Here is a 12,438-nt window from a genome sequence, read left to right as displayed (position 1 = left end):
CCACATGTTGCAGCGGCGACCGCAGCCCGAGCAGTATCTGGAAGCGGTTGTGGCGGTCCGCATCGTGGCCTGCCATTGACATAGAACTGTCCATCCTCGACGATACAGCCTGAAACTGGGAGCGCTTCCAGTCCGTCCCACCGTTTCGAGGAGACCCGATGCACACACGACGACGACGGCTGCTCGCGTCGCTTGCCGCCGTAGCCCTGACAGCGGCCGCCGCCGCGCCCGCCGCGGCTGCCGGGCACGTGGCCCCGGCTGACCGCACCCTGCCCGCCGACACGCGCTTCTACGTCGACCCCGACGCCGGCGCGGCTCGCCAAGCCCTCGCCGACCTGCGCGTGGGCAACGTCGCCGACGCCGTACGGATGGGCCGGCTCGCCACCTGGCCGCAGGCGATCTGGATCGACAACGGCACACCCGCGCAGATCGGCGCCCAAGTACGCAAGATCATGGCTGCCGCGCGGCTCACCCGGACCGTGCCCGTGCTGGTGAGCTACTTCATCCCCGGGCGCGACTGCAGCCTGTACTCCGCGGGCGGCGCGCAGTCGTCGGCCGAATACCGGGCCTGGATCTCGGCGTTCGCCGCCGCGATCGGCGACGGCAGGGCTGTGGTCGTCGTCGAACCTGACGGTCTGTCGCTGCTGCCCAAGGACTGCGCAGGGAACATCGACCCGACCGGCGAGCTGACCGCGCAGCGCCTGGCCGACCTGAAGGCAGCCGTGGGCCTGTTCGGTGCCCAGCCCAACACCTCGGTGTACCTCGACGCCGGCAACAGCGGCTGGCAACCCGTCGGCGTCATCGCCGAACGCCTCGTGCAGGCGGGCGTCGGCCAGGCCCGCGGATTCGCCCTCAACGTCTCGAACTACTGGCGCACCGACCAGAACACCCGGTACGCGACCTGGGTCGCCAAGTGCATCTGGTGGTCGACGCGCGGCCCGGACTGGGCCCGCGGGCACGCCGACTGGTGCGCCAGCCAGTACTACTCGGCCGCCGCGCCCAACGACGGCCAGCCCGGCAACGCGGTCGTCTACGAGGACCCGGCGACGTGGCACTGGACCGACGCCTGGTTCGACCAGAACGTCGGTGACCCGCCCGTCGATCAGCTGGCCCACAACGTCATCGACACCAGCCGCAACGGCCTCGGCCCCTGGACCCCGCCCGCCGGCAAGTACACCGACGCCGAGACCTGGTGCAACCCGCCGCAGCGCGGCATCGGCGCCCGGCCGACCGCCGCCACCGGGCTGCCGCTGACCGACGCCTTCCTGTGGATCAAGACCATCGGCGAGTCCGACGGCAGCTGCAAGCGCGGAACCCCCGGACCCGCCGACCCGGAGTACGGCACCGTCGACCCTGCTGCGGGCGCCTGGTGGCCGGACATGGCCCACTGGCTGGCTGCGAACGCCGCCCCCGCCCTGACCGTCAACCCCGCCCTATTGCCGTGACGCGGCGGTGGGACGCCCTTCGGGCGCTCCACGGCCGGTTCTGAACGCGCGTGCAGCGGGCGATGGCGTCCGCTGCACGCGACGTGTCGAGCCGCTCGGCTGAGCCGATGTCCAGGACGCTCCCAGCCTCCTCCTAGAAGGATCTTGGCCGCTCCCGAGGATGGGGTCGCAGGATGAGGTCATCAGGCGATCAGCGAGATGACCAGGGAGATCGAGATGGGCAGGGCGGGGCGGTCGGGGCGGCAGCCGGCGTACGAAGGCCGGCCACTGGCCAGGCCTCAGGAGGAGGTCTTCGATCAGGGCCTCGGCTTCGACATCGGGACGTTGCTGGGCCGCCGGCAGCTGCTGCGCGGCCTGGGGCTGGGTATCGCCGGAGCGGGTCTGGCCGCCTGCGGGAGCAGCCCCGCGGGCACGTCCTCCACCGGCACGACGGCCTCCGGCGAGATCCCGGACGAGACCGCCGGCCCGTATCCGGGCGACGGTTCCAACGGCCCTGACGTGCTGGAGCAGAGCGGTGTGGTCCGGTCCGACATCCGGTCGAGCTTCGGCACCGGCAGCGCGACGGCCGAGGGCGTGCCCATGACGCTGGAGCTGACCGTCGAGGATCTGGCGGGCGGTGGCGCCTACGCGGGTGCGGCCGTGTACGTGTGGCACTGCGACCGCGACGGCGGCTACTCGATGTACTCCGACGGGATCATCGAGGAGAACTACCTGCGCGGTGTCCAGATCGCCGACGCGCAGGGCAGGGTGCGGTTCACCAGTATCTTCCCGGCCTGCTACTCGGGCCGGTGGCCGCACGTCCACTTCGAGGTCTACCCGGACCGGGCCGCCCTCACCGATGCGGCGAAGGCCGTCGCCACCTCGCAGGTGGCGCTGCCCGCCGACGTGTGCGAGACGGTGTACGCCACGGCGGGCTACGAGCAGTCCGTCAGCACGTTCGCTCAGGTCAGCCTGGACAGCGACAACGTCTTCGGGGACGACGGCGGCGCGAGCCAGCTCGGCGCGGTGTCCGGTGACGTGGGCAGCGGCTACACGGTGTCGCTCACCGTCGGCGTCGATACCGGGACGGCTCCGGCGGGCGGCGCGGCCCCGGGTGGCGGGCCCGGCGGGGCCCCGCCGAGCGGACCGCCGCCCACCAGCCGGTAACGGGCGATGGCCGGCCCGGACGCGCAGCACGGCCGGGCGGCTTGGGAGGGTCGCTGCACGGCGGCCCCCGGCACCGGCTTACCTCGCTGCGGCGACGTCCTGCACGGTCCAGCCCACGTACCGGGCGATCTCCTCGTCGGGTGTGCTCAGCAGGTCGACCCAGTCCTCCAGCGCCCTGGCGAGGCTCGGCGGGATACCCGGATTGTCGGGCTCGACCGGCCGGCGGACGACGTTGTCGATGTGGAGGAAAGCGCCGTCGGGGTCCAGGGCGGCCAGCACCTCGTCGTCACTGGTCCGGTCGTCACCGCTCGCGATGATCTCCCCGGTGTGCCAGTCGGTGTACTGCCAGGTCGCCGGGCCGGTCTGCCCACCGTCGATGATCCGGTGGCCGTCGGCTTCCAGCTTGCCGATCGCGTCGGCGAGATCGCGTTCCGCCTCGCGCTGCACGACCAGATAACGGCGCACATACTCCTTCACCAGGTCCATGACCCGCAACCCCCACGGCATACCTCGGCCCTTGCTCCTCCGGGCGCTCGATACAGAGTGCCCGGCCCGCCGCCCCGTGCCAACGGCACACGCCGTCGGCATCCGGCATTCACCGTCAGCGGTAATCCGCCGCACGGATCGCAGACGTACCCGGCCACCGGCCGAGCTAGCGCCTGCTGCTGATCCGCCGGCGGAACTCGGCCACCGCGGACCCGACAGCGCCGTTGAGGCGTTCCAGCTCGTCCTGGGACGGCTCCCGCCGGAGCCCCACGTTGAGCTGGAAATCGCCGTCCACGATCGTCACGTCCAGTTCGGCGAGCAGGTCGGCGGGCAGCCGGCTGAAGACGAACTCACGGAACGCCTCGATGATGGTCGACTCCATGTCTCCGCAGCCGCAGGTCTGCCCGGCCGTCACCGCGCTGAGGTGGCTTCGCCCCGTGATCGCGTCGGGGTGTACGCCGTCCAGCTGGGACACGCCCTCCTCCAGCACCGCGCGGGCCTCGGCGAGCCGTTCCTCATGTTGCAGGAAGACACCCAGGGCGACGCACGCCCGCCCGAGCATCTCCCGGTCGGCACCCCGGCGCGCCTGTGCCACCGCCTCGGCCAGGCGCTGCTCCGCCTGGTCGGCCTGCCCGGCTGCCTTCAGCGCGTTGCCCCAGTTGCGCAGCACCTGGCTCAGCTGCTCGGGCCTGCCGATCCGCTCCGCCCTGGCGTACGCCGACGCGTACGTGTCCAGCGCCGCCGCCTCGTCACCCGCCTCGGCCTGCGCCAGCGCCAGGCCGAGGGCCGCCGTGAGCGACTGCTCGGCGTTGCCCTGCCGGTCATGGGAGGCCAGCACCCGCCGGATCGCCTCCACGCGCCCGGCCTGCTCGCCGCGGTCGCGGCCGAGATTGGCCAGCATGGACAGCGTGTTGAGGGTCGCCGGGTGGTCCGGGCCGAGCCGCTTCTCCAGCGCGGCGGCCAGGCCGGTGAGGACGTTCTGGTGCACGGCCGGGTCGCCCTCGTCGAGCCGGTCCACGGCCGACCGTGCCAGCAGTTCGACGATACGGTCGGGCAGCTGGTGCAGGTCGGGGAACAGCGGGCCGGTGCCGCCCGCCGCGACGATCTCGGCCCGCAGCGCGAGCGCGGTCGCGAGCCGCTCGTGGCCGTTGCGCCAGAAGTTGTCCATCGCCTGCTCGGCGACCTGCTGTGCCTGGCGCAGGTCGCCGCGCCGGAGCAGCACCTCGGCCAGCGGTTCGAGGCCGAAGGCGTAGCCCGCGTGCCCGCGGCCGTAGAAGACTCCGCGATCCTGGGCGCACTGCCGCAGCTCGGCTTCGGCCTCGTCGAGCCGCCCGACCATCCGCAGCGCCATTCCGAGGTTCATCCGGTAGGTCAGGTGCTCGCGCCGGTGCTGCGGGTCGGTCCTGGTGGCTTCGGTGGCGGCGCGGTAGCACGCGATCGCGCGATCGGGCTGGCCGGCGTTCAGCAGCACGTTGCCCAGGTCGCACTGGGCCGAGGCCCACGCCGCGCTGCCGTGGCCGTGCTCGGCGGCGGCAGCGTGGAGTTCCCGCGTCATGAGTTCTTCGGCTTCGCTTAGGCGGCCCTGCCGCAGGAGGTCGAAGGCAGCTTCGATCGGGGTGGAGGCTTGTGTCACGGAGCGGCAGTCTAGCCCCGCCATGATCTTCCCGGGGGGCATGATCAGCGGCCGGACAGGCGGCCCTCGCCGGCGGCCGGAAAACGAAGCGACAGCCCGCATGCGCAAGATCTACGGTCGGCGGCATGTATGAGAACTCCAGCTCCCTCAGGTGGCGGCCGCTCGCCGTCGAGGACGCGAAAGCGGCGGCCGACCTGCTCAACGCCATGGAGACCGTCGACAGGATCGGCGACTACTACAGCGAGGAGGACACCCTCCAGGAGCTGGTCGATCCCTACGCGGAGCTGGAACGCGGCAGCCTCGCCGCCTTCGACGGGGACGTGATGGTCGGCTACATGAAGGCCAACTACCAGCCGGACGCCGACGAGGTCCATCAGGTCTACCTGGACGGCGGGGTCCACCCGGCCTACCGGCGCCGGGGCATCGGCGCCGCGCTGCTCAAAGCCGGCGTGACGGCGGCGAAGGAGCTGCACGACCGGTATCACCCGACGCTGAAGCTCGTGGTCGACGCCAAGAGAGGCGAGCACATCGCCGGGGTGGCGGAGCTGTTCCGTGCTCAGGGCTTCGCTCCGGCCCGCTACTTACAGCACCTGGAGCACCCGCTCGGCGACGCGGTCCCCGACCCGGCGATCCCGGACGGTCTGCGGATCGAGGCGTGGTCGGAGCAGAACGACGAGGAGTTCCGTGCGGTGCGCAACGAGTCGTTCCAGGACCACTGGGGCACCGCCCCGATGCCCGTGGACTCCTGGAAGAGCAACGTCACCAACCAGGCGTTCCAGCCTGAGGTCAGCTTCCTGCTGCGTGACGTGACGACCGGAACCCCGGTGGGCATGCTGGTGACCAAGTGCTGGGAGGCCGACACGGTGGCGACAGGCATCCGCGACGCGAACTTCTTCCTCATGCGGACCCTTCGGGAGCATCGGAGCCGAGGCGAAGCCCGCGCCCTGGTCGCGCACGCGCTACGGGCCGCCGCCGATCAGGACTACGGCCGGGCCAGCGTGCGAGTGGACTCGGCCGGTGCCGCGGGGGCGGTCGCGGTCTACGAGGAGGCCGGGTTCACGTCGAAGCTGCGCTTGGTGCGCTGGGCCCGCGACGTTTGAGCCCACGCCGAGGCAAGGCGTCGGCCGGCCGGCCTGCCGAGAATGGCGGGCCGCTCATCCTTCCGCTCCGTACATGGCGGCCAGGGTGCTGACCGTCGCGGTGATGCGGGCGCGCAGGGAGGCCGGGGCCAGGATCTCGACCTGGTCGCCCAGGCGCAGGAACTGCATCTCGGCGTGGCTGTCGGACTCGATCGGCACCCGGGCCAGCAGCCAGCCGTCGGGCTGCGGCTCGCCCGCGGCGGCCGCCTCGGCGACGGCGCGCCCCAGCAGGTGCGGCAGGCGTTCCACGGCCTGCGGGGCGAGGCGGATCACCGCCTCGCCCCGGTGCATCCGCGAGCGGAAGTCCGCGATGTGGGTACGCCAGTGCGCCTCCAGGTCGAACCCGGCCGGCCAGGGAAACGTCTGCGGCAGCACGGAAAGCTCACGGATCTGGCTGACCCGGAACGTGCGCACGCCCCGCTCGCCGCGCGCCACCAGGTACCACTTGCCCGCCTTGAGGACCAGCCCGTACGGCTCCAGCCGGTGCTCGGCCAGCGCGGTCCAGCCGTCGTAGCGGACGCTGAGCACGCGCTGCCGCCATACCGCGTCGGCGACGGCGGCGAGGTGGTCGGAGCTGTCGCCGTCCTCGTACCAGCCGGGGGCGTCGAGGTGGAAGCGCTGCCGCATCCGGTCCGCGCGCTCGCGCAGCGTGTCGGGCAGCGCGGCGGACAGTTTCAGCTGCGCGGCGGCGACCGCCTCGGCGAGGCCGAGGTCGGCGGCGACGCCGGGCAGCCCGGCCAGGACCAGGCCCCGGGCCTCTGCGGCGGTGAGCCCGGTGAGCTGCGTGCGGTAGCCGTCTACCAGCGCGTACCCGGTGGGGTCGGCGTAGACCGGGATGCCGGCGGCGCCGAGCGCCTGTATGTCCCGGTAGATCGTGCGCACGGACACGCCCGCCTCGGCGGCGAGCTGGGCGGCGGTCTGGCGGCCCCGGCTCTGCAGCAGCAGGACGAGGCTGAGCAGGCGGTCGGCGCGCATGGCCGAATTCTGCCGAGCGGCACTGACATGGTCTGTCAGGGGTGCCGCCATAACGTGCCGCACATGACGAACACGGATTTCGACTTCCTCGCCGGCCGCTGGCACAGCACGCAGCGGCGGCTGGTCAAGGCCCTGGTGGGCAGCGACGAGTGGTACGAGTTCGAGGCGACCCTGGACTGCCAGGTGCTGCTCGACGGCGAGGGCGTCTTCGACGTGCTGCGCGCGCCGGAGCGCGGCATGGAGGGCGTGACGCTGCGCCTGTTCAGCCCGGACGAGCAGGTCTGGCGGATCTGGTGGGCCTCGAAGGTCAGCGGCGGGCAGCTCGACGTGCCGGTGGTGGGGCGGTTCACCGACGGCACGGGCACGTTCGAGTGCGACGACGTGTGGGAGGGCACGCCGATCCGGGTGCGGTATGTCTGGTCACGTACGCGTACCGAGCACCCACGCTGGGAGCAGGCGTTCTCCACGGACGGCGGGCGCACGTGGGAGGTCAACTGGACGGCCGAGTTCCGCCGCGAGGTGTGAGCAAGGACAAGCCCGTCCTATCCACTAGTCGACAATAGTCGATATTGAATTGCCCGGCGGCACTGGCGGCTCGTAGCGTCCTGGCTACAGCCAGCAACGTCCAGAAGAGAGTCTCGATGACCCTGCTCGAAGCCCCTCAGCTCGTCGTCAACAGCCGGATGCTCTACTTCGGCTGGGTGCCCGCAGACCCGGACGCGGTCGCGGCGCTGGTGCCGCCGGGCCTGAAGCCCATGGCCAACCGCCAGGTCTTCATGAACCAGTACGTCGTCGACGCTCCGGAGCAGACCTCCGGCTTCGGCGCGTACTCGCTCACCTACATCGGCCCCGACCTGGAGGACGCGTACGCGCCCGACGGCGTCACCCCGGGCCGCTGGTGGACGCATTACTTCAACTCCAGCGCGGTGGTGCGTGACTACGCCTCCGCGCGCGGCGTCCCGGCGAGCGTCGGCACCACCACGCTGGACCTGCACGGGCACACGCTCACCGCCACCACGTGCTCGGACGGGGTCCCGGTCATCCGCACCACGGTCCGCGTCGGCCACCAGCTCGGCGAGACCAGCCGCGGGCAGCTGCGCTACCTCACCGAGGTGGGCGGCAGGTTCGTCGCGGGCAACTACCCGTTCATCTCCGAGCCGGTCGCCGACTTCGAGGTCGAGTCGCTGGAGTTCCTGGACCCGAGCCATTCGGTGTACGCGCTGCGCCCGGCGAACCCGCTGGAGATCACCTGGGGCTTCTACGCGCCGCGCGCCTCGTTCGCCTACCCCGGTGGCGAGACCGTGCTGAGCTGATCGAGACCCGGATGCGGCGGTGGTGCGAACCGCCGCATCCGACCTGTTCACACGACGTCGAGGTCGGCCATCATGGCCATGTCCTCGTGCTCCAGGTTGTGGCAGTGGAGCAGGTACCGCCCCCGGTATCCCTCGAACCGCACCAGCACCTGCACCACCTCGTACGGCCGTACGTCCACGGTGTCCTTCCAGCCCGCGTCGATGGCGCGCGGAGCCCGGCCGTTGCGGCCGAGCACCTGGAAGCGCCCCAGGTGCACGTGCACCGGATGGTGGAAGTCCGAGGTCAGCGTCCACAGCTCGGTGGTGCCGAGCCGGGGCGAGGCCAGCGGCGTGCTCGGCGTGAACGGCTGTCCGTTGATCATCCACTGCTTGCCGTGCGCCCCGGGCCCGCTGCGCCGGAAGTCGAAGCGCCTGCTCGTCACCGCCTGCGCCGCGGTCAGCGGCGGCACGTCCGCCAGGATCGCGGGCACCGCGCTGTCGTCGGCCGCCCGGCGGGCCACCCGGAACCGCATGACGTCACCGGCCGCCCCGGTGCCGAGCGCGTTGCGCAGCACCACCTCGGTGCCCACCGGGTACGTCCCGAAGTCGACGATCACGTCGGCGCGCTCGGCGCTCGCCAGCTCCACCCGGTCCAGCGGCTGCGGCCGGGCCAGCAGCCCCAGATCGCTGCCGAGCTGCGTGAACGCCGCACCCGACGGCGGCGGGGGATCGAGCCGCAGGTCCAGCCGCCGGGCGTTGGCGGCGTTGAGGATGCGCAGCCGGTAGCGGGCCGCGTCGACCTCCGCCTCGGGCCAGGGCGCGCCGTTGACCAGGATCACGTCGCCCTCGACGCCCTGGTGGTGCGTGCCGGTCACGCCCGGTTCGCCGAGCAGGCTCGGGTCGCGCGACGGGTAGCGGAAGGACCCGTCCTCCTCGAACGCCCGGTCGCAGATCAGCAGCGGCAGCTCGCGCTCGCCGCGCGGCAGCGGCAGCGCGTCCTCCACCCCGTCCCGGACCAGGAACATCCCGGCCAGGCCCCGGTACACCTGCGGCGCGGTGAAGTCCATGCGGTGGTCGTGATACCAGAGCATCGCCGCGGGCTGGTCCAGCGGGTACTCGTGCACGAACCGCTCCGGCGTCAGCCGCCACACCGACGAGGTATGCGCCGCCTGCCCGCCGTGCGCGGCGTGGAACGTGCCGGTGAGCGGGGCGGGCACCACCAGGTGGGTGGGGTAGCCGTCGGAGTCGGCCGGGGTCGCCCCGCCGTGCAGGTGCGTCGAGGTGGGCACGGGCAGGCGGTTGACCATCCGCACCCGCACCGGGCTGCCGGTGCGCACGTCGAACAGCGGGCCGGGGAACGTCCCGCCGTACCCCCAGATCTCGGTCCGGAAGCCGGGGATGATCTCCATGTCGGCGGGGCGCTGGACCAGCTCGTAGACGCCGTCGGCGCCGGGCCGGGCCGGCGCCGGCCGGGGCAGCGGCACGGTGAACGGCTTCGGCAGCGGGAGCCCGCTGGTCAGTGCGGCACCGGCCCGCTCCGGAGCGCCGCAGCCGCCGAGCCCGGCGATCGCGGCGGCACCCGCGGCCGCGGCGAGGAACGTGCGCCGCGACACCGACCGGCTCATCGGGCCGCCTCCGGCGTCCGGCGCGGCCGGGACCGGCGCACCCGAGGCGACCACACCGCGACGAGCAGCGCCACGGACAGGCCGAACAGCAGCACGCCCAGCGGGATGTGCACGGCGAGCAGGCGCGCGTACCCCATGCCGGACTGCAGCTCGGCGGTCACGAACAGCGCGGCGCACGCGCCGGCCGGCCAGGCGGGGCCGCGGCCCGGCCGCCACACCAGGATCGCGGCGACGAGCTGGAGGAAGATCACCGCGACCAGGATCGAGGCGGTCATGCTGTGCATCTCCAGCATGCCCACATCCCCGGTGACGAACAGCCCGGCGAGCACCGGCTGCACCAGGATCAGCGCGGTGACCAGCGTGGTGAGGGCACGGAGCGTCCACACGGCCCAGCCGGGCACCGGGGGCGGGACGGGGGACGTCGCCACGGGGACAGGGGGGACGCTCATCAGCTCTTCCGCGACTTCCGGTCGATCAGGACCGCGGCGACGGCGCCCGCGACGCCGAGCACGGGCATGATCATGCCGAGCAGGAGGGCCACCCCGACCGGGATGCCCGCGCCGTCGCCGTCGACGAACGGGCGCGCGACGGCGGAGGTCAGCAACGTGCCGGCGATCAGGCCGAGGAACAGGCCGAGGACCGCCACACCGAGTGTTCTCATGAACCCGAAAGTAGGCAGCGCGACGGTGTCGCGTCGTCCCCGCAGGATCGACATCGCGCGTCGACGGCTGACGTACGCCGCCCGCGCGCCGCGTACGTCAGGTGTCGACAGTCCACCTTAGGGGGCGATGATCATCGCAGGTCAGGGCCGGTCTCGGCTACGCTGGCCGACCGTGAGCCGACGACATCTCATGATCGACGCCAGCCTGGGCGGCATGGTGACCCTGATCGTGGCCGTCGCCATCACCGCCGACGTCGGCGGCGCCCGCGGCCCGGACGCCGGCGCCTACCTGTTCGCACTCGGCTTGGGCCTGCTCATGCTGGTCCGGCGAACTCACCCCGGCCTCGCGCTGCTGGCCACCGCCGTCGGCCTGTCCGGCTACTACATCGCCGACTACCCGCCGATCGGCCTGGCCGTGCCCGTCGCCGCAGCCCTGTACTCCGCCGCCGAGCAGGGGCGCACGCTGCTCGCGATCAGCGTCGGCTCGGTGCTGCTGGCCGCATCCTGCTTCTTCCGGCTGCGCGACGGCGAGCAGCTCTCCTACCTGCTCGGCTACGAGCTGCCCTGGTCGGTGGCGGTCATGGCGGGCGCGGTGGCGCTCGGCGACGGGGTGCGCAGCCGGCAGATCCGCCACGCCCAGCAGCGGCGGCGCGAGCAGGACCTGCTGGCGGCGACCCGGGAGCAGGCCGCCCGCCGCATCGCGCAGGAGCGCCTGCAGGTCTCCCGGGACCTGCACGACGTGCTCGCGCACACCACCACGGTCATCTCCCTGCAGGCCGACGTCGCCCGCGAGGCGCTCGACGACCGCGACCCGGCCGCCGCGCGGGCGGCGCTCGCCGTCATCCGGGAGGCCAGCGGCCAGGCCACCGAGGAGCTGCGGGCCACCGTCGCGCTGCTGCGGCAGCCCGCCGAGCAGGCGGCGCGTACACCGGCGGGCGGCCTGGCGCAGCTGGACCGGCTCGCCGCCGCGACGAGCGCCGCCGGGCTGCCCGCCACGGTGCGCGTGCACGGCGCGCGGGCGCCGGTGCCGGCCGTGGTCGACGCCACGGCGTACCGGATCGTGCAGGAGGCGCTGACCAACGCGGTCCGCCACGCGCGCGCCACCCGGGTCGACGTCGAGGTGCGCCACCTGCCCGGCCGGATCGAGATCACGGTCCGGGACGACGGCCGCGGCGACACCGGCGGCCGCGGCGGGCACGGGCTCACCGGCATGCGCGAGCGTGCCGAGATCGTCGGCGGCACGCTCAGCACCACCTCCGGCGCGGGGTTCGCGGTCCGGGTGGAGCTGCCGCTGCGGGTGGCGCCGTGATCCGGGTCGCCATCATCGACGACCAGCAGCTGGTCCGCGCCGGGCTGCGGGCGCTGCTGGAACGCGCCGCCGACATCACCGTGGTCGGGGAGGCCGCGGACGGGGAGGACGCGCTCGTCCTGTGCCGGCAGGTGCGTCCGGACGTGGTGCTGATGGACGTACGGATGCCCGGCGTCGACGGGATCGAGGCCACCCGCCGGATCGCCGCCGCCGCGGACCTCGGCGGGGTCCGGGTGGTGGTGCTGACGACGTTCGACACCGACGCGCACCTGTTCGACGCCATCCAGGCCGGGGCCGCCGGGTTCCTGCTCAAGGACACCCATCCCGACGAGCTGCGCCGCGCCGTGCACGTGGTCGCCTCCGGCGACGCCCTGCTGTCGCCCGCGGTGACCCGGCGGGTCATGGCCGCCGCCGCCCGTGCCGTGACCAGCCCCCGCGACGAGCGGCTGGTCGCCGGGCTCACCGAGCGGGAACGCGAGGTGCTCGGCCACATCGGCGCGGGCCGGTCCAACGACGAGATCGCCGCGGCCCTGTTCCTCAGCCCGGCCACCGCCCGCACCTACGCCAGCCGCCTGCTGGCCAAACTCGGCGCCCGCGACCGCGCCCAGCTCGTCGCGCTGGCCCACCGGGCAGGCGTGCCCGCGCCGAGCGAGCCTGGCTGAACCTCTGCACCCGGTCCAAGCGCCCGGCGCCGCGTTGGTCCGGGCCGCGGTCGGCGTGCACGGGA

The 12,438-nt window shown here is 73.1% G+C and carries 13 protein-coding genes; 7 read left to right on the top strand and 6 right to left on the bottom strand.

Annotation, left to right across the window (positions count from 1 at the left end; genetic code table 11):
- Positions 1-158: 158 nt before the first annotated feature.
- Together Cba03nite_RS08905 and Cba03nite_RS08900 are read left to right on the top strand one after the other, a co-directional pair.
- Entirely contained in the window at positions 159-1,445 is a 1,287-nt protein-coding gene (locus tag Cba03nite_RS08905; protein WP_203743958.1) for a glycoside hydrolase family 6 protein, read from the top strand.
- 198 nt (positions 1,446-1,643) lie between these two features.
- Positions 1,644-2,591, top strand: coding sequence for a dioxygenase family protein (locus tag Cba03nite_RS08900; RefSeq protein ID WP_239125571.1), 948 nt, complete (start codon positions 1,644-1,646; stop codon positions 2,589-2,591).
- Between the two features lie 78 nt (positions 2,592-2,669).
- Here Cba03nite_RS08900 and Cba03nite_RS08895 read toward each other — a convergent pair whose 3' ends face one another.
- Positions 2,670-3,077 carry a hypothetical protein gene (locus tag Cba03nite_RS08895; RefSeq protein ID WP_203743956.1) on the bottom strand — a complete coding sequence of 136 codons (408 nt, stop codon included), beginning with the start codon at positions 3,075-3,077 and terminating at the stop codon, positions 2,670-2,672.
- A 166-nt stretch (positions 3,078-3,243) separates the two neighbouring features.
- Positions 3,244-4,632 (bottom strand): tetratricopeptide repeat protein, encoded by a 1,389-nt coding sequence (locus tag Cba03nite_RS40240; protein WP_203743953.1) that lies wholly within the window; start codon positions 4,630-4,632, stop codon positions 3,244-3,246.
- A gap of 203 nt (positions 4,633-4,835) precedes the next feature.
- Between Cba03nite_RS40240 and Cba03nite_RS08885 the strand changes: the two genes are divergently transcribed.
- On the top strand, positions 4,836-5,810 hold the full coding sequence (locus Cba03nite_RS08885; RefSeq protein WP_203743951.1) for a GNAT family N-acetyltransferase: 975 nt from the start codon (positions 4,836-4,838) through the stop codon (positions 5,808-5,810).
- A 54-nt stretch (positions 5,811-5,864) separates the two neighbouring features.
- Here Cba03nite_RS08885 and Cba03nite_RS08880 read toward each other — a convergent pair whose 3' ends face one another.
- On the bottom strand, positions 5,865-6,824 hold the full coding sequence (locus tag Cba03nite_RS08880) for a helix-turn-helix transcriptional regulator (RefSeq protein ID WP_203743949.1): 960 nt from the start codon (positions 6,822-6,824) through the stop codon (positions 5,865-5,867).
- 63 nt (positions 6,825-6,887) lie between these two features.
- Between Cba03nite_RS08880 and Cba03nite_RS08875 the strand changes: the two genes are divergently transcribed.
- Both Cba03nite_RS08875 and Cba03nite_RS08870 read left to right on the top strand, forming a co-directional pair.
- Positions 6,888-7,349 (top strand): hypothetical protein, encoded by a 462-nt coding sequence (locus Cba03nite_RS08875; RefSeq protein ID WP_203743947.1) that lies wholly within the window; start codon positions 6,888-6,890, stop codon positions 7,347-7,349.
- Positions 7,350-7,465: 116 nt separating this feature from the next.
- Positions 7,466-8,137 carry an acetoacetate decarboxylase family protein gene (locus Cba03nite_RS08870; protein ID WP_203743945.1) on the top strand — a complete coding sequence of 224 codons (672 nt, stop codon included), beginning with the start codon at positions 7,466-7,468 and terminating at the stop codon, positions 8,135-8,137.
- A gap of 47 nt (positions 8,138-8,184) precedes the next feature.
- Here the strand turns inward: Cba03nite_RS08870 and Cba03nite_RS08865 are convergent, their stop codons facing one another.
- The 3 genes from Cba03nite_RS08865 to Cba03nite_RS08855 are packed head-to-tail and all read right to left on the bottom strand — an operon-like array spanning position 8,185 to position 10,402.
- Positions 8,185-9,741 carry a multicopper oxidase family protein gene (locus tag Cba03nite_RS08865; RefSeq protein ID WP_203743943.1) on the bottom strand — a complete coding sequence of 519 codons (1,557 nt, stop codon included), beginning with the start codon at positions 9,739-9,741 and terminating at the stop codon, positions 8,185-8,187.
- Positions 9,738-10,190: a hypothetical protein gene (locus Cba03nite_RS08860; protein ID WP_203743941.1), complete on the bottom strand. Its 453-nt coding sequence runs from the start codon at positions 10,188-10,190 to the stop codon at positions 9,738-9,740. The genes Cba03nite_RS08865 and Cba03nite_RS08860 overlap by 4 nt, the downstream gene beginning before the upstream one ends.
- On the bottom strand, positions 10,190-10,402 hold the full coding sequence (locus tag Cba03nite_RS08855) for a hypothetical protein (RefSeq protein ID WP_203743939.1): 213 nt from the start codon (positions 10,400-10,402) through the stop codon (positions 10,190-10,192). The genes Cba03nite_RS08860 and Cba03nite_RS08855 overlap by 1 nt, the downstream gene beginning before the upstream one ends.
- 172 nt (positions 10,403-10,574) lie before the next feature.
- On the opposite strand from Cba03nite_RS08855, the gene Cba03nite_RS08850 reads away from it, so the two are divergent.
- Together Cba03nite_RS08850 and Cba03nite_RS08845 are read left to right on the top strand one after the other, a co-directional pair.
- Positions 10,575-11,711 carry a sensor histidine kinase gene (locus tag Cba03nite_RS08850; RefSeq protein ID WP_203743936.1) on the top strand — a complete coding sequence of 379 codons (1,137 nt, stop codon included), beginning with the start codon at positions 10,575-10,577 and terminating at the stop codon, positions 11,709-11,711.
- Positions 11,708-12,373 (top strand): response regulator, encoded by a 666-nt coding sequence (locus Cba03nite_RS08845; protein WP_203743935.1) that lies wholly within the window; start codon positions 11,708-11,710, stop codon positions 12,371-12,373. Before Cba03nite_RS08850 ends, Cba03nite_RS08845 begins: the two co-directional genes overlap by 4 nt.
- Positions 12,374-12,438 lie beyond the last annotated feature (65 nt).

Origin of the sequence: Catellatospora bangladeshensis, from assembly GCF_016862575.1 — a bacterium.
In the GTDB taxonomy this organism is placed as follows: domain Bacteria; phylum Actinomycetota; class Actinomycetes; order Mycobacteriales; family Micromonosporaceae; genus Catellatospora; species Catellatospora bangladeshensis.
The sequence above is the reverse complement of the archived record's forward strand: the minus strand, read 5'-3'. Positions and strand labels throughout refer to the sequence as shown.